Consider the following 19520-nt stretch of genomic DNA (forward strand, 5'->3'; position numbering starts at 1 on the left):
ATATTCACATACATGCGGGCGTGAAGGTTACCCTAAACGCCCGCATAAATCACTTTTCAAGAATCCAAATAATCGAATTCTTTACACTAAGAGGGCCAACCTCGGAATAGAGATGCATCGTTTGCATGGCAAAATACGCATCTCAAACATGAGGCTGAACTACCTAGCAACAAGAATTATTTTTTCTCGTCTTTCACTTCTTCGAACTCAGCATCAACAACATCGTCTTCTTGCTTAGGCTGTTCACCAGCTTCTGCATCAGCACCTTGTGCTTGTTGTTGTGCCATTTCCATTAGTTTTTGTGCTGCAGCCATTAGCGCTTGAACTTTCGCGTCAATCGCTTCTTTGTCATCGCCTTTACGAGCTGTTTCTAGCTCAACGATTGCTGCTTCAATCTTCTCTTTCTCTTCAGCTGGAAGGGCTTCGCCTGCTTCTTCAACTTGCTTACGAGTACCGTGAATCATTTGGTCAGCTTGGTTACGTGCCGCAGCCAATTCTTCGAACTTCTTGTCCGCTTCTTTGTTTGCTTCCGCTTCTTGAACCATTGCTTCGATATCTTCGTCGCTTAGGCCACCAGACGCTTGGATCGTGATCTTTTGCTCTTTACCAGTTGACTTATCTTTCGCAGATACGTGTAGGATACCATCCGCATCAAGGTCGAAAGTTACTTCGATTTGCGGTGTACCACGTGGTGCTGCTTGGATACCTTCTAGGTTGAATTGACCTAGAGACTTGTTGTAAGTCGCCTGCTTACGCTCACCTTGTAAAACGTGGATAGTTACCGCGTTTTGGTTGTCTTCTGCTGTAGAGAAAACTTGGTTTGCTTTCGTTGGAATCGTTGTGTTCTTCTCAACAAGCTTCGTCATTACGCCGCCCATTGTCTCGATACCTAGAGAAAGAGGCGTTACATCTAGAAGAAGTACGTCTTTCACGTCACCAGCAAGAACGCCACCTTGAACTGCAGCACCCATTGCTACTGCTTCATCAGGGTTTACGTCTTTACGTGGCTCTTTACCGAAGAACTCAGTTACCTTAGCTTGAACCATAGGCATACGAGTTTGACCACCAACTAGGATAACGTCGTTGATGTCGCTTACCGATAGGTCTGCGTCTGCTAGAGCAACTTTTAGCGGCTCAAGAGAACGTTGTACTAAGTCTTCAACTAGAGATTCTAGTTTCGCACGAGTCACTTTAACGTTCATGTGCTTAGGACCAGTTGCATCTGCAGTTACGTAAGGTAGGTTTACGTCTGTTTGAGAAGTAGAAGAAAGTTCGATTTTCGCTTTCTCTGCTGCTTCTTTAACACGTTGCATTGCTAGAGGGTCGTTCTTAAGGTTAATACCTTGCTCTTTTTGGAATTCTTCAACTAGGTAGTTGATTAGACGGTTATCGAAATCTTCACCACCAAGGTGTGTGTCACCGTTAGTTGCTAGTACTTCAAATGTTTTCTCGCCTTCAACTTCATCGATTTCGATGATAGAGATATCAAATGTACCGCCACCAAGGTCATAAACAGCGATAGTGCGATCGCCGCCTTTTTTATCTAGACCGTAAGCAAGTGCCGCCGCTGTTGGTTCGTTGATGATACGTTTAACTTCAAGACCTGCGATACGACCCGCATCTTTTGTTGCTTGACGTTGTGCATCGTTAAAGTAAGCAGGAACAGTGATTACTGCGCCAGTCACTTCTTCACCTAGGAAGTCTTCTGCTGTTTTCTTCATTTTTTTCAGGATTTCAGCAGATACTTGAGGTGCAGCCATTTGTTGGCCTTTCGCTTCAACCCATGCATCACCGTTGTCAGCCTTAACGATTTTGTAAGGCATGATTTCGATATCACGCTGAACTTCTTCATCTTCAAAACGACGACCGATCAGACGCTTAATCGCAAATAGCGTGTTTTCTGGGTTAGTTACTGCTTGACGTTTTGCAGGTTGACCTACAAGAGTTTCACCGTCTGTATAAGCAATAACCGATGCGGTTGTGCGTTCACCTTCCGCGTTTTCAAGTATACGTGGTTTGTCGCCATCTAGAACAGCAACACATGAGTTAGTAGTACCTAAATCAATACCAATGATCTTACCCATCAGACTATCTCCGAATAAATTCTATTATTACGCTTTCTATTGCCCCGACTCGGGGCCTTAGAGCCAGTTGGAAAACTAACTCAAAAAGGTTTGTTTTCTGTATGAACCATAGATAAGGGCAGCAACGCGCTTTTCAAGGGAAGAGGACAAAAAAAATCGCTTTTTTTCATATTTAAACGAAAACGGAGCACAAAGGCTCCGTTTTTTAACTCGCTTTTCCTGTGACGTCTTTCGCGACGTTGTATTTATCTAAGGAGTTATTCTTATTTACGCGCTTATGCTTGGCTTTGAACGGGTGCAGCTTCATTTACTACTTCCGAGTCAAGCTCACCTTCAGAGTGCGCTACGATAGTATTCACCGCCGTATCACCCACTACATTCGAGCTGGTACAAAACATATCATTGATGCGGTCAACAGCAGCAACAATCGCAAGGCCTTCTGGTGGTAAACCCAGTTGATGAAGTAGAACACCAATCATCACTACGCCACCACCAGGTACACCACCTGCGCCAATGGATAGCAGCAAGATAGTAAAGCCCATTGTGACTAGGTCTGCCATTTGGATAGGCTGACCAAATGCGTTAGCAATAAAGATAGTCGCAATCGCGATGTAAATTGAAACGCCAGCCATGTTCATGGTCGCGCCTAACGGCACACCAAAACCTGCCACCGATTTAGAAACACCAATTTTATCTGTCAGTGTTCGCATTGTTACCGGAATCGTCGCGTTTGAACTTGCCGTAGATAGCGAGAACAATACCTGTTCACGAGTCGCACGCATAAACTGAGCTGGCGATACTTTTGTTGTTGCACCAACCATAATTGGGTAAACAATGAATATCCATAGAATAAGGATACCAACAACTAACGCAACGTAACCCGCAACCGACGCCAATGTACCGGCATCTAGCGTTGCACCAAGCTGAATCATAAGCGCGAATACGCCATAAGGTGCCAAGCTCATCACCAAGCCAATTAGCTTCATCATGATATCGTTGCCCATCTTGAAGGCACGAATCGCTGGACCACCCTTCTTATCTAGAGCTTGAATGGCTAGACCTGTCAAAATAGCCATAAAGATAATCTGCAGCATGTCGCCATTAGCAAACGCTTGGAATGGGTTGCTTGGCACAATGTTGGTAATCAAAGAGAAGATATCAGGTGTAGTCGTTGATGTTAGCTCAACCGTAGCGGCAACGGTTCCACCAAGGTTTGCTCCCGCACCAGGCTGAACAATCATACCAACCGTTAGTGCAAACGTAATTGCTATTACAGTATTGAGAATATAAAGCGCAAAAGTTTTACCGCCTAAACGGCCAAAGGATTTGATGTCTTTTAGTTCAACAATACCGCAAACAATTGAAACATAAACCAGTGGTACCACTAGAAGTTTAATTAACGATACAAACATGCCGCCAACGCCTTCCGCGAGACCAAGCAAGTATTGGTCAAAAAGACTAACACCAGCGAACAAGTATTGAATTGCAGTACCGATCAGTAGACCGGCAAATAGACCAATAAAGATCTTTTGGGATAGAGGTTTATTCATTCATAGACTCCAGAATGTTGTGTTGATTCCCTGTATTTTTATAGTTATTTGCTTTCTTATTAATAGAAAACTCAGGGCATCTTACAGATCTGAAGTTCAAAATAAAGCATTAATTTTACATTTTGTTACCTCAATGAAACAATACAAAAACCTAATTGATACATGGTTATTGATATTTACAACCAAAAAAAATGAAGCCAAATAGGCTTCATTTCTTTGATATACATAAACTAATAGAGTTTTACGCTCGTCTTAATGACTTCTGTCTCTACTCGTTATTTCGACACCATAACCATGGCAGGTCTGATCACTCGACCATTAAGCTCATAACCTTTTTGCATGACGAACATCACAGTATTTGCTTCATGATCCGCGCTTTCTTGAATAGACATCGCTTGATGAAGTTCAGGATTAAACGTCTCGCCTTCAGGATTAATTTCCTTCAAACCAAATTTAGCGACCGCGTCAACCAATGTTTTGTGAGTCATCTCGACCCCTTCAACGATAGGTTTTACCACTTCGTTTTCAGCATCTGCAGCGGCAATCGCGCGCTCTAAGTTATCGATAACTGGCAATAACTCTTCTGAGAATTTATTTAAAGCAAATTTACGTGCTTTATCAATTTCTTGCTCAGTACGACGACGCATGTTTTCCATTTCAGCTTTCGCGCGTAGTACAGAATCTTGTTGCTCTTTAATTTTAGCTTCGCTAGACAACAATGCTGCTTCTAGTTGAGCGATCTTAGCTTCTTGAATATCTTGCTCTGATTCTTCATTCCACTCAACATCAGCGTCAGAACCAACCACGTCTGCATCTTGCATTTCTACGTCTTGCGCATGCAGTTCTTCTTGATTTACTTTGTTTTCTTCGTTGCTCATGGTCTCTCCGCAATACTCGATTCACGTCAATGCATGGTAGCCAAGTAAGAAACTTGGATTAATTTCATACCAAACACTGCATATATAAACACTTTGGGTATATTATGGGGATGAAGATTTTTGATTCAAGCACTAAAAGTTTGGAAGTGATATGAAAAACACCTTTAAGGTGATCGCCATCATAGGTAAACCCCGAGCACAGAAAGCAATTCAGACTCATAAAGAATTGTTTCATTGGCTTACATCAAAAGGCTATAACGTCCTTATTGATGACCGATTGATTGATATTCTTGTCGATATTCCCAGACAGCATTTTTTTAGCCTAGTTCGTATTGGTCGAGAAGCTGACCTCGCTATCGTCGTTGGTGGTGATGGCAATATGCTTGGCGCAGCAAGAGTGCTATCACGCTTTGATGTGGCCGTCATCGGAGTCAACCGTGGTAACTTAGGGTTTCTCACCGATCTCAACCCTGAAGGCTTCGAGCAAGCGTTAGAAGCCGTGTTGCAAGGGGAGTACATCGAAGAAAAGCGTTTCTTGCTTGAAACTGAAATTCACCGCCATGGGCAAATAAAAAGTCACAACGCCGCCCTTAATGAAGCGGTACTTCACCCAGGTCAAGTCGCCCATATGATTGAGTTTGAAGTCTATATCGACGACACTTTTGCATTTAGTCAGCGCTCAGATGGCTTGATCGTGGCGACACCAACCGGATCAACCGCTTATTCATTATCCGGCGGCGGGCCAATCCTTTCAGCAAAGCTGAATGCCATCTCTTTGGTGCCAATGTTCCCTCATACACTTTCAAGCCGCCCACTCGTGGTCGACGGTAATTGCCGAATCAAACTCATTGTTTCGCCAGATAACCGTGGCACTCAAGAGGTCAGTTGTGATGGGCAAATTTCACTGCCTGTGTCACCAGGCGATGAAATACATATTTTCCAAAGCCCTAACGTTTTGAAACTGATCCACCCTAAAGATTACAGCTACTATCATGTCCTGAGAAACAAGCTAGGTTGGTCGAGCAAACTCTTCTAAATCATAGGTTTGACTACCCATTCATTGAGTCAGCAATATATTGCTGGCTTTTTTGATCGTATTTTCAGCAACTCGCGACTGATCACATAAAAAATTCAGACAGCACCTTTACTGTATAAAGAAACAGTATATACTGAGCTTATATACAGTAATGTTGATATAAACAGGTAAAGAGAATGCTGTCTCATCTAAGTGTTAATAATTTTGCTATCGTAAAATCTCTGCAGTTAGAACTCAGTACGGGAATGACCACCATTACCGGAGAAACTGGCGCAGGTAAATCCATCGCGATTGATGCACTGAGCCTCTGTTTGGGCGGACGTTCAGACGCAGGTGCGGTTCGCAACGGCGAAGATAAAACCGAAGTCACCGCTGCCTTCATGATTGATAATAATGTCCACGCCACCCGTTGGTTAGAAGACAACGATCTCTATGATGGTACCGAATGTATCCTGCGACGAAGCATTACCAAAGAAGGTCGCTCTCGAGCTTTCATTAATGGTAGCCCTGTGCCTTTATCCCAACTTAAATCTTTGGGACAAACGCTTATCAACATTCATGGGCAGCACGCTCACCACCAACTAATGAAAGGCGACTATCAACTTTCATTACTGGACCAATATGCCGGTCATACCACCCTACAAAAACAAGTCCGTAATAGTTATCAAACTTGGCGAAGCGCCGATATTGCATTGAGAAAACTAAAAGAAAACAGTGCCAATAACCAGGCTCAATTGCAGCTGCTTGAGTATCAAATTAAGGAACTCAACGAACTCGCGATTGAAGAGCTAGAATTTCCAGAACTTGAACAAGAGCACAAGCGCTTAGCAAACAGCGGCGAACTTGCAATTTCATGCCAGCAAGCCATTGATATTATTTACGAGGGTGATGATGTCAATGCTCTCGCATTACTGCAAAGTGCCAGCAGCAAACTTATTCAGCTGTCAGAGCTTGATACTACGCTTACTCCTTTACCGGCAATGCTTGAAGAAGCAATGATCCAAATTGAAGAAGTAAACGCTGAGCTACGTGACTACCTTGATAAAGTCGACGTAGACCCGCAACGCATGGCGTATGTGGAGTCACGCTTTTCTAAAATCATGTCGCTTGCTCGCAAGCATCACGTGCTGCCAGAGGAGCTTTATCAACATCATCAAAGCTTGCTCAATCAAATTGAGCAGCTCGACTGTTCTGATGAAACAATATCTGCGAAGGAACAAGACGTCAGCGCCCTTTTTGAGCACTATGTCCGCGTATGCGAGAAACTCAACAAATCTCGCGGTCGTTACGCTAAAGAACTCAACAAGTTGATCTCGCAAAGTATGCACGAGCTCAGCATGGATAAAGCCAAGTTTGCTATTGATGTGAGCTTTCAGCCAGAGCACCCCTCACCAACAGGAATGGATACAACAATCTTCTTAGTCTCAACCAACCCGGGTCAACCAATGCAACCCATCGCCAAAGTCGCATCTGGTGGTGAGCTATCACGAATATCATTGGCCATTCAGGTTATTACGGCGCAGAAAGTAGATACACCAAGCCTTATTTTTGATGAAGTGGATGTCGGAATTAGTGGTCCAACTGCGGCTGTTGTTGGGCAGATGCTAAGAAAACTAGGGGAATCAACACAAGTACTGTGTGTCACCCATTTGCCTCAAGTCGCCGGTCATGGGCACCACCAACTGTTTGTCACAAAAAATACTAAAGGCAATAAAACTGAAACCAGTATGTACGCGCTAAACGAAAACGAACGAATTAGTGAACTGGCTCGCCTACTTGGTGGTAGCCAAATTACAGAGTCGACGCTAGCGAACGCCAAAGAACTACTGATTGCAGCTTAGAGGGTTAGTTCCCTAAACCAATAGATTTCAACAAGGATTGTAATCTAACTCATAAATCAGCGCTCTTTTTACATAATGAAGCAGACATGTTTTTACATCTGCTTCATCCTTGTTTATTATCTCTGCAGTTTAAAAAATCAAAGTTGTAAATTGACGCTATGCAATTAAAAAAGTGGTTGGCAGCAATACCACTCGCCTTAACATTACTGACAGGCTGTTCGGTAATAGAAAAAATCGTCTACCGTATTGATATTAATCAGGGGAATTTTGTCGAACAAAATTCCGTTGATCAGTTACGCTTTGGCATGACAAGAGAACAGGTTCGCTTTGTTCTTGGCTCACCGATGCTTATCGAAAATGGTTACCCCAATACGTGGTACTACATCTACCATGCAACCAAAGGGCATGATGACGCTGTTCAGCGCAATCTTGTTGTCGATTTTGATGCTACCGGCACATTGACGAACATTTCTGGCGACTACGAAGCCAGTGACCAGTTTTTCGAAAGCCTAAATTAATAAAAAAGCTCGCAATGCGAGCTTTTTTATTATCTATTCGTTGACCAATCCATCATGCTGACTTGGCAGCTTTAGCCTGCTCGGCTCGCTTACGGCGGATTTCTTTTGGATCAGCCAGCAATGGACGATAGATCTCTATTCTATCTTTATCTCTTACTGTTGCATCAAGCTTAACGTTACGGCTAAACACCCCCACTTTGTTAACCTTAAGGTCAATTTCAGGGTAAATGTCCAATACGCCAGATTTCTCGATAATTTCTTCAACGGTCAACTCGTGATTAACCACAATAGTCAAAACACGCTGCTCTTCAGGTAAGGCATAAACGACCTCAACATGGATTAGAGGTTGATCAACGTTCATACTAGTACACCTCTTTGGCGCGTTTGGTAAACGAATTCACCATGTTACTGGTTACATCATGGAAGATTTTTCCAAACGCGAGCTCTATCATCTTACTCGAAAACTCAAATTCAAGCTTAAGCTCAACTTTACACGCTTGTTCATCAAGCGGGATAAAAGACCAAACCCCTTTTAACATTTTGAACGGGCCATCGACCAATTCCATCAGTATTTCACGGCCTTGTACCAGCGTATTCGCTGTTGTGAATGTTTTGCTAATGCCTGCTTTCGACACATCAACCGATGCTACCATTGCCATTCCAGAAGACTCAATCACTCGAGAACCAGAGCAGCCGGGAAGAAAATCGGGATAACTGGCAACATCGTTCACCAAGTTAAACATCTGGTCAGCACTGAACATTACCAATGCCGAACGCGTCACATGTTGCATAAAAAACATCTCACAATAAAAAGCTAACGGTGATTCTACTGAGTTCTACGAGTTAGCTCAAGTTGACAACTCAACCCAACAAAGATATCAAAGCACTAACGACTCATGATACATTTAGCTATCGAAAACAAAAGCCTTTCCTAAAACTCCAGACTCACCTTATAATGGCGTCACTATGGTAAAAAAGAACTCAAAAAATAAAGCGGGTAGTAACACTATCGCGCAAAACAAAAAGGCTCGCCACGAATATCACATTGAAGATGATATCGAAGCTGGTATTGAGCTACAGGGCTGGGAAGTCAAATCACTTCGCCAGGGCAAAGCCAACATCGTCGAAAGCTACATCTTTATCCGCGATGGCCAAGCCTACATCAGTGGTATGTCTATTCTCCCGCTAAATCAAGCCTCTACTCATATAGTCGCTGAACCAACACGTGTGCGTAAACTGCTTATGCGCCGCCGAGAGCTCGACAACCTTATTGGTAGAGTCAATCGCGAAGGTATGACGCTAGTTGCGCTCTCTTTGTATTGGTCTCGCTCTTGGGCGAAACTCAAAGTCGGCGTTGCTAAAGGTAAAAAACTGCACGATAAACGCGAAGATTTAAAAGAAAAAGACTGGGCAAGAGACAAAGCACGAGTTATGAAGAGTAACTTGCGCTAATCTTAACCACTTGAACTTTCAACTACTAGACAGGCTTAGCTTTTCTGGTACTATGAAAAATAACACTTGGGGCTGATTTAGGATTCGACAGGAATTTTGAAGTCTGAGGTGCATGCCGTGGGGCGGTTGGCCACGTAAAAAGCCGCAAAAAAATAGTCGCAAACGACGAAAACTACGCACTAGCAGCTTAATAACCTGCTGAGAGCCTCTTTGCCCTAGCTTCCGCTTGTAAGACGGGGAACAACAAAGAGTCAAACCCAAACTAGCTAGATCGGATTCTCCCGCCTGAGAGATGAAGTTCGAAATTTAATTCAGGATAGTCATTTACTAGCGTGTCGGTTCGCAGGTACTTGGTGAATTTAAAGATCGACTAAGCATGTAGTACCAATGATGAATGATTTCTGGACGCGGGTTCAACTCCCGCCAGCTCCACCAAACGTTTGGAAAGGGAGGTAAATCAATGATTTACCTCCCTTTTTGTATCTAAAAAACACAAAATCAATAAATAACTCAGTATTTCATTAGATACTGCTGCTCCTCAGCTTCTTATGCCCCTTAAGATTACTTAATATCCCCAACAAGGGATACACCTTCAACCATCCCTTAGTGGGGATAATGCAGGCTTTACCCTCTTGTGGGGATAACGTAGACTTTATCCTCTTGTGGGGATATACTTTTAACTACCCTCACTAAGGGATAATTAAATATCTTGAAGGTGCACCTTAACTCTATAGAGAGCTGGAACAAATGATATATAGTCCAAAGCAATTAGCAGACATGATGCTACTGATACGTCAAAAGAATGGATGGACACAATCAGAACTAGCAAAAAAAGTCGGTATCAAACAAGCGACGATCTCGAACTTCGAGAACAACCCAAACAAAACAACGCTTTCTACCTTCTTTAAGCTTGCCCAGGCAATGGATCTAACATTGAGTATCCAAGAGAAATCACAGGTAGCTTCGTTAAATGAAAATGATGATGAGAGTTGGTAATGCAAAAGCTAATCGCATACATGAATGGTGAACTTGTTGGTACTCTAGAGAAACATAAGAATGGTGCTCACACTTTTCAATATGATAAAAACTGGTTAACCAATGCGGTAACTCGACCACTATCATTGTCTTTAAAACTTCAATTACCAGCTATCACTTCCGATGCCGTTATAAACTATTTTGACAATCTCTTACCAGACAGCCCTCAAGTCAGAGATAGGATCGTTTCAAGATACAAAGCCTCATCCAAGCAACCATTTGATCTCCTAAAAGAAATCGGAAAGGACAGTGTTGGTGCGATTGCTTTACTTCCTCCAGAACTCCCTTATAAAAAAGAACCACTTAGCTACGAAGTCCTAGATGACAAAAAACTAGAAACTGTTCTTTCTGCATACAAGTCTGATATCCCGCTCGGGATGCTCGAAGAAGAAGAGGACTTTAGAATCTCCGTAGCAGGTGCTCAAGAGAAAACGGCTCTACTATTTGTTGATGAGCAATGGTGTATACCGAAAGGAAACACACCCACTACTCACATCATCAAACTGCCAATAGGCGAAATACAACAAGCCAACGCGACCCTAGATCTCAAAGATAGCGTAGAAAACGAGTACCTTTGTATTGAGTTAGCTAGAGCTCTGGGGTTTGCAGTTCCCAACATCAATATAATCAAAACAGACAACATTAAAGCTTTAGCTGTAGAACGCTTTGATAGACGCTGGACAAAAGACAGAGCAGGCTTGCTACGCTTACCTCAGGAAGATATCTGCCAAGTATTTGGTATGCCATCATCCATTAAGTACGAATCTCAAGGTGGCCCTGGCATAGCTCAGATCATGGAGTTGTTAATGGGGTCAAGTAATGCTCTAGAAGATCGATATAACTTCATGAGGTTCCAAGTATTTCAATGGCTCATTGGCGCTACAGATGGGCATGCTAAAAACTTTTCTATCTATATTGATAAAGGAGGCAGCTACAGACTCACTCCATTCTACGATATTTTGTCAGCCTACCCACTGCTGGGGGGAAAAGGGCTCAATATCAGAAAGCTAAAGCTGGCAATGGGATTGAAAGCAACAAAAGGCAAGAAGTATGAAATCAGTAAAATCCTGCCTCGTCACTTTTTGGATACAGCTAAAGATGTAAACTTTAATCAAGACACGATGCAAGAGATAATTGATGAAATAAAAGATGCCTTACCTAAGGCAATGTTACAAGTAAGTGCTACATTGCCTAAGGGCTTTCCTGAGCATATCGTCGACTCAATTTTTGAGAATACTCAGAAAATAGTTAAGAAGATTTAGCTATATAAAACCAGAATTATCAGGAATAATTAACATAAGCGGACGCGGGTTCAGTTCCTTTTTCAGTAGGAAATTGATGTAACACTAAATTAAAACGAACGTTTTAAATCATTGAATATTATAGCAATGAGGTAACCATTCAACTCCCGCCAGCCCACCAAACGTTTGGAAAGGGCAATAACTCTTTGAGTTATCGCCCTTTTTGTATTTATATCTACAAGGGTTTTGTTTTTAGTACTAACTGCTGGTACTAAAAACAACTTACAACTATAGCTCGTGAGCCATTGTTCACCCTACTCATCCGGCTCTTTTGTTCTTATATCCACGTAAGGCCAGTAATGATGCCCTACTCGAATCAATAAGGTTGCGGCAGCTAAAATAAAGGCCGCGACAGATAACCAAACAATTAAAACGGCATCTAGCTCCTTCATACCTAAGGTGATGTAACGAGCGATCGCCATCATAGCAATGTAAATTGGGTAACGAACTGGGATTTTTCCGTTCACAACAAACTGCTGAACCATCGCAAGAACTTCAAGATAGATGAACATCAATAGAATGTCGGTCAATTGAACCCGACGCTCGGTAAAGACGTGCATAAACTCTTCCATCATGGCAAACAAAGTCGCAAGCGTGATGGCCACTAAGAGTACCGCCTCCATGACATGAAAGACTTTAAGAAAAGGTTTACTAAAAGATTTGGGTAAGTGAGAAGGCATAATCAATCTTCAATAATAATAATTCTAACTTCTACAATAGCATGCATCAGACCAACTCGCGCTATCTACAAATATCGTCTTTACATTGGTTACTCAATTCGTCACATCGCGACATCAACAGCACCTCGCACATACCAGCAAGCTCACACCTAAACTTCATTAATTTATTTGAAATTCGATATTCTGTTCTAGTCTAATATCGTCCAAGTGATTGATTCGTGTGAAACATTAGTGACAGTAGTTAGGCACTCATCATCGCCTACAATATTGGGATTCACGTAACATCTAGACATGGCATGACGAGTTATTCATGCCTGTCCTTGGTCACTTCGTATAAGGAAAAATCACACAAGCAAATTTATATTGGAACTCAATATGCAAAAACTGTTCATCATCATCACTTTTATTTCTGTGTTAGTTGGCTGTGTTTCGCAAGCAACGAAAGAGGAAAATGAGGTTCTCGCTAATGTACAACTTCGCTCATCACTCCCCTTAAAGACCATAGCTAAAGACGGAAACGTTTTGATCGGTGCAGCAGTACAGAGTGAACAGCTTAAATATCCCAACTTTACCGAAGTGCTGGCTCGTGAGTTTTCTCAAATAACACCTGAAAACGAAATGAAGTTTTCCTACCTGCAACCAAAGCGCGGCTCCTTCAAATTTGATAAAGCCGATAAGATAGTAAAATTTGCTCAAAAGAATGACATGACCGTTAAAGGTCACACTCTTGTGTGGCACGTTAACAATCCTTACTGGTTAACGAAAAAGACATGGTCAAAGCGAGAGCTCAGCTCAATTTTAGAAACGCATATTAAGACGGTTGTCGGCCATTATAGAGGTAGAGTCGCCTATTGGGATGTGGTGAACGAAGCCTTTACCGATAGTGGATTACTGCGTGACAGTATCTGGTATCGCACATTGGGTGAGGACTATATTGAAATGGCTTTTCGCTGGGCTCATGAGGCAGACCCTGATGCGTTGCTATTTTATAATGACTATTCCACCGAAGGTATGTCACCAAAGTCCAACGCCGTTTATCGACATATTAAAAAACTGGTTGAAAAAGGGGTTCCTGTTCACGGGGTGGGCACTCAGTTACATTTAAATGCCGACGACTATATTAGTGATAGTTCCATTGCAAAAAACATTGAACGATACTCAAAATTAGGGCTTAAAACTCACTTTACTGAAGTAGATGTAAGAATTGGGAAAAAACAAGGTGCCTCCGCACTTCACAACCAAGCTAAACACTATGAAGTACTCGCTAAATTGGCCGCTCACTACCCTGATGTTGATATGCTTACCACATGGGGAGTCACCGATAGATATTCATGGATCCCTAAGTGGTATCCAGATTATGGTCGACCATTACTACTGAGTAAAAATTACCAACCAAAACCTGCGTATGCAGCCGTTCAGAGCGTTTTTCTTGATGCTTCCATGGGACAGTTAGATTATACACCGTCAACCGGTTTTGATACCAATCAACGTTACATTCAACCCTTTACCGCTAAAGCATTACCCTCCCTAGACGTTGACCAAGATAAAGTAGTTTTTTACCCTTTTGCCTTTAATCAAGCGGGAGTAGCGGATCAAAGACTTCCATCCCAAAGCCTGTCTAACGCCAAGTGGGCGATGGGTTATCACAACAATATTTTGATCGGTCAAGCGCAGTATCAAAGCCTCTCCCCATCACGTATTCGACTTGAAGTATCGCTTAATATTGGTGGCAAGCTATGGCAATTTAACGCTAACCATGGCGAACCTCTCACCTCCCCTGGGTATGTAGGGCTCATAACGACTAACTGGAGTTCTTCTGGGGATAAAGTCGACTTCACAATAGAGATCCCGCTCTATCAAAGCTTACTCGGCGAAACCCTTGGTTTTAATATCGCTCTTGCCCAGCCAAAAGAAGCCGATGAGCCTGCCAGGAAACTGTATCCTGTTTTAACATCGCCAGAACCATCGAAAGATCCTGACCTAGCCGAGCTATTTTTTGATGGCCTTTATGCCGTGGCTCCACATATGCCCATCTCGCAACCTTCCCCTTTTCAGGCTAAATTATTATCAAGCGCGCCGATGAACGCCAGTGATCCTGTATGGCAAGAAGTCACTCGATATAGTTTTTCATACAATCAGCTTGATCGACACGATCTGACTATTGCCGCTGATGATAGTGTGTCTGGCAACTGGGGGGTGGGTTATCATGAGAACTGGCTATATGGCATCGTAGAAAGACACGACCCAATCACTATCACTTCAGAGCAACCCAGCTACCTCAATGATAATGTAGAAGTTTTCCTCCAGAATGCTCAAGAATCGATGACACAGTTTCGAACAGTTATTGGTCAGGGTTTTGAAAAAACAGTCTACTCGAAAAGCTACTACGCAAGATGGAATCAAGACGGGACTAAGTTGATATTCGCAATCGAGCTGAATTCTGAAGTGAAAAAGGGTGATGAGTTCCTATGGAATATCGCATTGGCCAATAATGACGGGCTAGGTCGCAACTACCAGTTGTACTCCATCCCTGGTGTCAATTTATCTTATTTGGGGGAACACTTGACCAAATTAGTAGCTAAATAGCGGCGCCATTGCCTGCTTTTGTCATCATATAGGTCTGCCTTTCGTTAATTGACTTACTCCGTTAATAGGAGTAATTATCAAAGATATGAATATCATCGGATAGGCTCTAATTTGCAGCACATCAACGATCTTTTATTAACGATGAAGCCTCTGCTAGAGCATTATGGCTACTTGGCTTTAATCGTCAGTATATTCCTTGAAGGAATGGGCATTCCTATGCCCGGCCAGTCACTCATGATTGCGGCATCTATCCTGTCGTCACAGCACCTGATGAACCTATCACTCATTATCGCGATATCTTGGTTAAGTGGCTTTATAGGTAACACTTGTGGCTATCTAATTGGTTATCACTTTGAAGGCTGGCTCGACAAAAAAGGTTATATCTCCGGTCCCAAAATGCAACGGCTTCAAAACACCGTTCAACGCTACGGTCCCGCATGCCTTATTATTAGTCGCTTTGTGGAGGGCATGAAACAGTTCATGCCACTAGCTTGTGGGATAGCCAAAATGCCTCGACATGAATTTCTCATCGGTAACGCCATCGCGACAAGCATATGGGTGGCAGTATTTAGCTTACTTACGCATTTTGCCTTCGATCATCTACAACAAATAGAGCAGCTCTATCGATCGCATAGACTGTCCGTTTGGCTTGTGACCGCGAGTTTATTTTTCCTTTTCATTATCGGGCTATTGAAAAGGAAATCGCGAGCCAATTAGTACTCAGGCTCTTTAATAGTGAGCTCTAAACGTACGAGATCCATTTCATCAGCGTGAGATAGTTGCCCATTGACTGTCTCTAACCCTAATCGCTGACAAACCGCAATCGCAGCTTCATTTCCCTTGCGCGTTTCAGCAAAAATAGAAGTAAGAGGAAAATGCTGGATACCGAATTTCATGAGCGCTGACATCGCTTCAACGGCGATACCTCGACCTTGCCGATCGACAGCAAGACCAAAACCAATCGACGCTCGGTTATCGGCTTCTAGACGAAAAGCGGCAGTACCGATTACCTGATGACTTTCTTTTCCTTCAATAACTAGCTGAAACCTCGTTCGAGGGACTTGCTGTGACTGCTCGACAAACATCTCGAGTAAATGGGCATTAAATTCTGGCGAACACTCTTCTTTGGGGTAAAATGTTTGATATCTTGGATGTGACGTTATGTTAAGCCAAGCCTCAATATCACCAAGTTGAAAATCTCTTAAAATCAGTCGTTCGGTTTCTAGCGTAAATTCCATTCTATTCTCTTTAAATTCAGGTCAGCCAGCATACTGTGAAAAGACATCAATACTGCTACTCTTATCTTCGCTTTTAGATAACCAATTCAATGCTAGGTTCCAAAAATATATGTCTTCCTTTCTAATCTGTTCTTTCATTCAGCAATTACTACATGGCTAGCAAGTCAGTGTAGGACAGGAAGGGCTATTTGGCTTCCCTGTGATGTAGGATTCACCTCCAACCTTTAAAAAAGTAGAGGGTTATCGTACTTCAGAGAAACATCCAATGCCCTCGCTTGACATGTGATGAATAAATCATCGTGATCGCACGGACTAATAAAGCAAAACATGCTGAGTTCAATAATAAACGCCTTACTTCTTTTCAAATTGACAAAAAATCGCTACCATTTGCTCGTCATTAAGACATTCATTTTATTCTCAGGGCGGGGTGAAATTCCCCACCGGCGGTAAGTCATTCTATTGATAAGCCCGCGAGCGCCTAACCCCTTAGGAGTTAGGGTCAGCAGATCTGGTGAAACTCCAGAGCCGACGGTCATAGTCCGGATGGGAGAGGATAAATATACCCACAACCACTTCTCTATACACGATTTCGTGTAGACGAGTAGAGGTGTGCGCCACACTGCGTCACGTGTGGGTATAGAGAGTGGCTGTATTGCGTTTACCGCAATGACAGCCGCTCTCGGATATCTTTTGGATCCTTTAAGGTCCCCATACCAATGCCCTGATTCTGGTATTTTAAACTTGGAGTATTACCATGAATCAGAACCAAACCTCACTACTATCCGAATTTGGCACGCCGCTAGAACGCGTAGAAATTGCTCTTGCTGCGTTACGCGAAGGCCGTGGTGTACTGCTACTCGATGATGAAGATCGCGAGAATGAAGGCGATATTATTTGTTCAGTTGATCACTTAACCAATCAACAAATGGCGCTGATGATTCGCGAAGGCAGTGGTATTGTTTGCCTATGTATCAACGATGAGCAAGCAAAACAGCTCGACCTACCACCTATGGTCACCAACAATAACAGCGCTAACCAAACCGCCTTCACGGTTTCAATTGAAGCGAAAGTGGGTGTCACGACCGGCGTTTCGGCTGCAGATCGTGTCACGACAATCAAAACAGCGTGTGCTCAACAAGCGAGACCCGAAGATCTTGCCAGACCAGGACACGTGTTCCCACTAAGAGCTCGTAAAGGCGGAGTCCTTACTCGCCGCGGCCACACTGAAGGCACGATTGATCTTATGCAAATGGCAGGATTATCGCCATTCGGTGTATTGTGTGAAGTCACTAACCCAGATGGAACAATGGCAAAAGCACCTGAAATTGTCGAGTTTGGCAAGGTGCACAATATGCCCGTATTGACCATTGAAGATATGGTTCAATACCGTTTAGCGACAACGGAAAAATCAGCGTAATTAATCTATTTCGTCGATATCAGCATCATTAATAGCTTAGTGCTCTCTTACGTATTAGAGAGCACTATATTGCTAACCTTCACTTGAACGCTGCATTTTTTTCAACGTATTAATTACTACCTGAGTGAAGTTTTGTACGTTGAGCGGTTTCACTACGACTCCTCTAGCGCCAACCTGAATGAACGCCCTATGAGTTTCGGCCGTTAGATCTGCAGTCCAACCAAAAATAACTAGATTATCTTTTTCTATGACCATTTTTTGTATCAGCTCGATGCCGGACACTTCTGGCATATGATTATCAATTAACATGCAGTAGTACGACGTTGCGCTGAGACACTCCATCGCTTCACGGTGATTGTTTGCTACATCAACCGTAAAACCAATTTTTTCACACCATTTTTTCCCAACGATAAGGTTGACTTTATTATCGTCCACCAGCAACACTCGGCTCCCTTCCGGCGGACGCCAATTCACATCCTCTAGCTTGTTTGTCTGTCCCGTTAATACACTTGAAGACAATTTGTTTACTTCAAATGACAATGGAAGTTTCACAGTAAAAACACTACCAATATCAATTTGACTGGTGATGTTTATCGTTCCTGCCATTTTTTCAACCAACTTACTAACAATAGATAACCCAAGTCCTGTCCCCCCATAGTCTCTGGTAATCGTATTATCGGCTTGGACAAAAGGATCGAGAATCAACGCGATTTTATCGTCAGCGATCCCTGCCCCTGTGTCTTTAATTTCTATCGTCAATTCTGATGGCGATTCCCGCCATGTTAGACGGCATATCACACTACCTTTATCTGTAAACTTTATGGCATTACTCATCAAATTAAAGACGATTTGTTTTATTCTAGATTCATCTCCCAGCCACTCAATATTGTTGGGGATCTCATTTTCAAGGTACAACTGGATGTTCTTCTCTGTGCACTGTGGTTTGTAGAAACTTTGGGTCAACTGAGCGGTAGCGAGCATATTAAATGGAGAGAGGTTAAGCTCTAATTTATTTTGCTCTATTTTTGAAAAGTCTAAAATATCATTAAGAATGGACATTAAATGCTCGCCCGAGTCATTAATGATTTTACAGTTTTTCTTAGGCTCCCCAGTAAGCTCAGACTCCATATATTTAGACATACCAAGAATGCCATTGAGCGGAGTGCGTATTTCATGGCTTATTAGAGCTAAAAAATCATCTTTGGCCTGGTTTGCAGCTAACGCTTGATCTTGAGATCGCTGCAACTCTTCATACTGCTTATGCATTGCAGTAGACATGCTGTTAAACGCATCGATGACTTGCCCTATTTCATCTTTATTATGATGTTCAACTCGATGACCAGGGCCTTTACGTTCAATCTCACGATTCGCACGCGTAATTTTGTGCAGATCCTTTGTTAACGTCCAACCGAAAAGTAACGAGGCAAGCGCAACAAATAAGATTTCGATGACCGCAATCCCACCGAGGTATATGCCCGAGCTTCTTACGACTTCAGTAATCCGTCGTCCATCAAACATCAATTCAAGGCGACCGATATAATTGTTTTCAAAGTCAATATCGAGAGTTCTAAAATAATAGTCCTTAGCCTGATGTAAGTGTGTGCTAAGCACTTCTCCAACGGCGACCACCTCTGTCTCTCCAATGTACATTTTTACATAAACTACATCAGGGTCGACAAGTACATCGCGAGCAATACTAGTCAGCCTAGCAATATCGTACGTCAACAGGGCGTCAATAGAGCTTTGCTTAAGCAATGACAGAGTGGCGGCCATTTTATTTTGAAATAAATCGGCATTCGATTCAGCCAAAAAACTCATGGCGTAAAAAACCAAAACAATCAAAAAAACCGCCTCTATCATGGCGACTCCAATAATCATTTTGGTACGAAACTTCATCGCTAATT

17 protein-coding genes, 1 other RNA gene and 1 riboswitch are annotated in these 19520 nt (G+C 42.7%); of the genes, 10 read left to right on the forward strand and 8 right to left on the reverse strand.

The genetic code is table 11. The features are described 5' to 3' along the window. Window positions 1–176: 176 nt before the first annotated feature. The 3 genes from dnaK to grpE form a co-directional block, all read right to left on the reverse strand. Window positions 177–2084, reverse strand: a complete 1908-nt coding sequence (gene dnaK, locus L4D74_RS13975) for a molecular chaperone DnaK (RefSeq protein ID WP_428752682.1) — start codon at window positions 2082–2084, stop codon at window positions 177–179. A gap of 275 nt (window positions 2085–2359) precedes the next feature. Next, on the reverse strand, window positions 2360–3634 hold the full coding sequence (locus tag L4D74_RS13980) for a dicarboxylate/amino acid:cation symporter (RefSeq protein WP_428752684.1): 1275 nt from the start codon (window positions 3632–3634) through the stop codon (window positions 2360–2362). A 275-nt stretch (window positions 3635–3909) separates the two neighbouring features. Beyond that, window positions 3910–4512 carry a nucleotide exchange factor GrpE gene (gene grpE, locus L4D74_RS13985; RefSeq protein WP_428752685.1) on the reverse strand — a complete coding sequence of 201 codons (603 nt, stop codon included), beginning with the start codon at window positions 4510–4512 and terminating at the stop codon, window positions 3910–3912. A gap of 151 nt (window positions 4513–4663) precedes the next feature. Between grpE and nadK the strand changes: the two genes are divergently transcribed. The 3 genes from nadK to bamE all read left to right on the forward strand — a co-directional run bounded on the left by nadK (window position 4664) and on the right by bamE (window position 7907). Then, on the forward strand, window positions 4664–5548 hold the full coding sequence (nadK, locus tag L4D74_RS13990) for an NAD(+) kinase (protein ID WP_250618310.1): 885 nt from the start codon (window positions 4664–4666) through the stop codon (window positions 5546–5548). 176 nt (window positions 5549–5724) lie between these two features. Next, complete coding sequence (gene recN / locus L4D74_RS13995; protein WP_428752687.1) at window positions 5725–7389, forward strand: DNA repair protein RecN; 1665 nt, start codon at window positions 5725–5727, stop codon at window positions 7387–7389. 158 nt (window positions 7390–7547) lie between these two features. Beyond that, window positions 7548–7907, forward strand: coding sequence for an outer membrane protein assembly factor BamE (bamE, locus tag L4D74_RS14000; RefSeq protein ID WP_428752689.1), 360 nt, complete (start codon window positions 7548–7550; stop codon window positions 7905–7907). Between the two features lie 52 nt (window positions 7908–7959). Here the strand turns inward: bamE and L4D74_RS14005 are convergent, their stop codons facing one another. Next, a complete protein-coding gene (locus L4D74_RS14005) occupies window positions 7960–8268 on the reverse strand; it encodes an RnfH family protein (protein ID WP_428752691.1) in 309 nt (102 codons plus the stop codon). A gap of 1 nt (window position 8269) precedes the next feature. Continuing rightward, a complete protein-coding gene (locus tag L4D74_RS14010; protein WP_428752693.1) occupies window positions 8270–8698 on the reverse strand; it encodes an SRPBCC family protein in 429 nt (142 codons plus the stop codon). Window positions 8699–8873: 175 nt separating this feature from the next. Here L4D74_RS14010 and smpB point away from each other — a divergent pair, with 175 nt between their 5' ends. The 4 genes from smpB (at window position 8874) to L4D74_RS14030 (ending at window position 11656) form a co-directional block, all read left to right on the forward strand. Beyond that, a complete protein-coding gene (smpB, locus tag L4D74_RS14015; RefSeq protein ID WP_265674491.1) occupies window positions 8874–9359 on the forward strand; it encodes an SsrA-binding protein SmpB in 486 nt (161 codons plus the stop codon). Window positions 9360–9427: 68 nt separating this feature from the next. Further along, window positions 9428–9794: a transfer-messenger RNA gene (ssrA, locus tag L4D74_RS14020) on the forward strand. A 312-nt stretch (window positions 9795–10106) separates the two neighbouring features. Further along, on the forward strand, window positions 10107–10355 hold the full coding sequence (gene hipB, locus L4D74_RS14025; RefSeq protein WP_065740598.1) for a type II toxin-antitoxin system antitoxin HipB: 249 nt from the start codon (window positions 10107–10109) through the stop codon (window positions 10353–10355). Beyond that, on the forward strand, window positions 10355–11656 hold the full coding sequence (locus tag L4D74_RS14030) for a type II toxin-antitoxin system HipA family toxin (RefSeq protein WP_428752695.1): 1302 nt from the start codon (window positions 10355–10357) through the stop codon (window positions 11654–11656). The genes hipB and L4D74_RS14030 overlap by 1 nt, the downstream gene beginning before the upstream one ends. A gap of 293 nt (window positions 11657–11949) precedes the next feature. Here the strand turns inward: L4D74_RS14030 and L4D74_RS14035 are convergent, their stop codons facing one another. Then, window positions 11950–12375 carry a phosphate-starvation-inducible protein PsiE gene (locus L4D74_RS14035; RefSeq protein WP_428752696.1) on the reverse strand — a complete coding sequence of 142 codons (426 nt, stop codon included), beginning with the start codon at window positions 12373–12375 and terminating at the stop codon, window positions 11950–11952. Between the two features lie 375 nt (window positions 12376–12750). Here L4D74_RS14035 and L4D74_RS14040 point away from each other — a divergent pair, with 375 nt between their 5' ends. Both L4D74_RS14040 and L4D74_RS14045 read left to right on the forward strand, forming a co-directional pair. Continuing rightward, the gene (locus L4D74_RS14040) at window positions 12751–14961 is read left to right on the forward strand and encodes an endo-1,4-beta-xylanase (protein WP_428752698.1); all 2211 of its coding nucleotides are present in this window, start codon (window positions 12751–12753) and stop codon (window positions 14959–14961) included. A gap of 111 nt (window positions 14962–15072) precedes the next feature. After that, window positions 15073–15678, forward strand: coding sequence for a DedA family protein (locus L4D74_RS14045; RefSeq protein WP_428752700.1), 606 nt, complete (start codon window positions 15073–15075; stop codon window positions 15676–15678). Here L4D74_RS14045 and L4D74_RS14050 read toward each other — a convergent pair. After that, the gene (locus L4D74_RS14050) at window positions 15675–16199 is read right to left on the reverse strand and encodes a GNAT family N-acetyltransferase (RefSeq protein WP_428752702.1); all 525 of its coding nucleotides are present in this window, start codon (window positions 16197–16199) and stop codon (window positions 15675–15677) included. The genes L4D74_RS14045 and L4D74_RS14050 overlap by 4 nt on opposite strands. 409 nt (window positions 16200–16608) lie before the next feature. Further along, window positions 16609–16758, forward strand: a riboswitch (FMN riboswitch). Between the two features lie 195 nt (window positions 16759–16953). On the opposite strand from L4D74_RS14050, the gene ribB reads away from it, so the two are divergent. After that, window positions 16954–17616 carry a 3,4-dihydroxy-2-butanone-4-phosphate synthase gene (ribB, locus tag L4D74_RS14055; RefSeq protein ID WP_428752703.1) on the forward strand — a complete coding sequence of 221 codons (663 nt, stop codon included), beginning with the start codon at window positions 16954–16956 and terminating at the stop codon, window positions 17614–17616. Window positions 17617–17688: 72 nt separating this feature from the next. Here the strand turns inward: ribB and L4D74_RS14060 are convergent, their stop codons facing one another. Next, window positions 17689–19476, reverse strand: a complete 1788-nt coding sequence (locus tag L4D74_RS14060; protein WP_428752705.1) for a HAMP domain-containing hybrid sensor histidine kinase/response regulator — start codon at window positions 19474–19476, stop codon at window positions 17689–17691. Window positions 19477–19520: the final 44 nt, after the last annotated feature.

Source organism: Vibrio cionasavignyae (assembly GCF_050337155.1).
GTDB classification, from domain to species: Bacteria; Pseudomonadota; Gammaproteobacteria; order Enterobacterales; family Vibrionaceae; genus Vibrio; species Vibrio nomapromontoriensis.

Excerpts from the sequence above, each read along its gene's own strand:
- L4D74_RS14030 (WP_428752695.1), top strand. The coding sequence starts at position 10,355 with ATGCAAAAGCTAATCGCATACATGAATGGTGAACTTGTTGGTACTCTA.
- recN (WP_428752687.1), top strand. The coding sequence starts at position 5,725 with ATGCTGTCTCATCTAAGTGTTAATAATTTTGCTATCGTAAAATCTCTG.
- smpB (WP_265674491.1), top strand. The coding sequence starts at position 8,874 with ATGGTAAAAAAGAACTCAAAAAATAAAGCGGGTAGTAACACTATCGCG.
- nadK (WP_250618310.1), top strand. The coding sequence starts at position 4,664 with ATGAAAAACACCTTTAAGGTGATCGCCATCATAGGTAAACCCCGAGCA.
- ribB (WP_428752703.1), top strand. The coding sequence starts at position 16,954 with ATGAATCAGAACCAAACCTCACTACTATCCGAATTTGGCACGCCGCTA.
- dnaK (WP_428752682.1), bottom strand. The coding sequence starts at position 2,084 with ATGGGTAAGATCATTGGTATTGATTTAGGTACTACTAACTCATGTGTT.
- L4D74_RS14035 (WP_428752696.1), bottom strand. The coding sequence starts at position 12,375 with ATGCCTTCTCACTTACCCAAATCTTTTAGTAAACCTTTTCTTAAAGTC.
- L4D74_RS14050 (WP_428752702.1), bottom strand. The coding sequence starts at position 16,199 with ATGGAATTTACGCTAGAAACCGAACGACTGATTTTAAGAGATTTTCAA.
- L4D74_RS13980 (WP_428752684.1), bottom strand. The coding sequence starts at position 3,634 with ATGAATAAACCTCTATCCCAAAAGATCTTTATTGGTCTATTTGCCGGT.
- bamE (WP_428752689.1), top strand. The coding sequence starts at position 7,548 with ATGCAATTAAAAAAGTGGTTGGCAGCAATACCACTCGCCTTAACATTA.
- L4D74_RS14060 (WP_428752705.1), bottom strand. The coding sequence starts at position 19,476 with ATGATAGAGGCGGTTTTTTTGATTGTTTTGGTTTTTTACGCCATGAGT.
- L4D74_RS14005 (WP_428752691.1), bottom strand. The coding sequence starts at position 8,268 with ATGAACGTTGATCAACCTCTAATCCATGTTGAGGTCGTTTATGCCTTA.
- hipB (WP_065740598.1), top strand. The coding sequence starts at position 10,107 with ATGATATATAGTCCAAAGCAATTAGCAGACATGATGCTACTGATACGT.
- L4D74_RS14040 (WP_428752698.1), top strand. The coding sequence starts at position 12,751 with ATGCAAAAACTGTTCATCATCATCACTTTTATTTCTGTGTTAGTTGGC.
- grpE (WP_428752685.1), bottom strand. The coding sequence starts at position 4,512 with ATGAGCAACGAAGAAAACAAAGTAAATCAAGAAGAACTGCATGCGCAA.
- L4D74_RS14010 (WP_428752693.1), bottom strand. The coding sequence starts at position 8,698 with ATGCAACATGTGACGCGTTCGGCATTGGTAATGTTCAGTGCTGACCAG.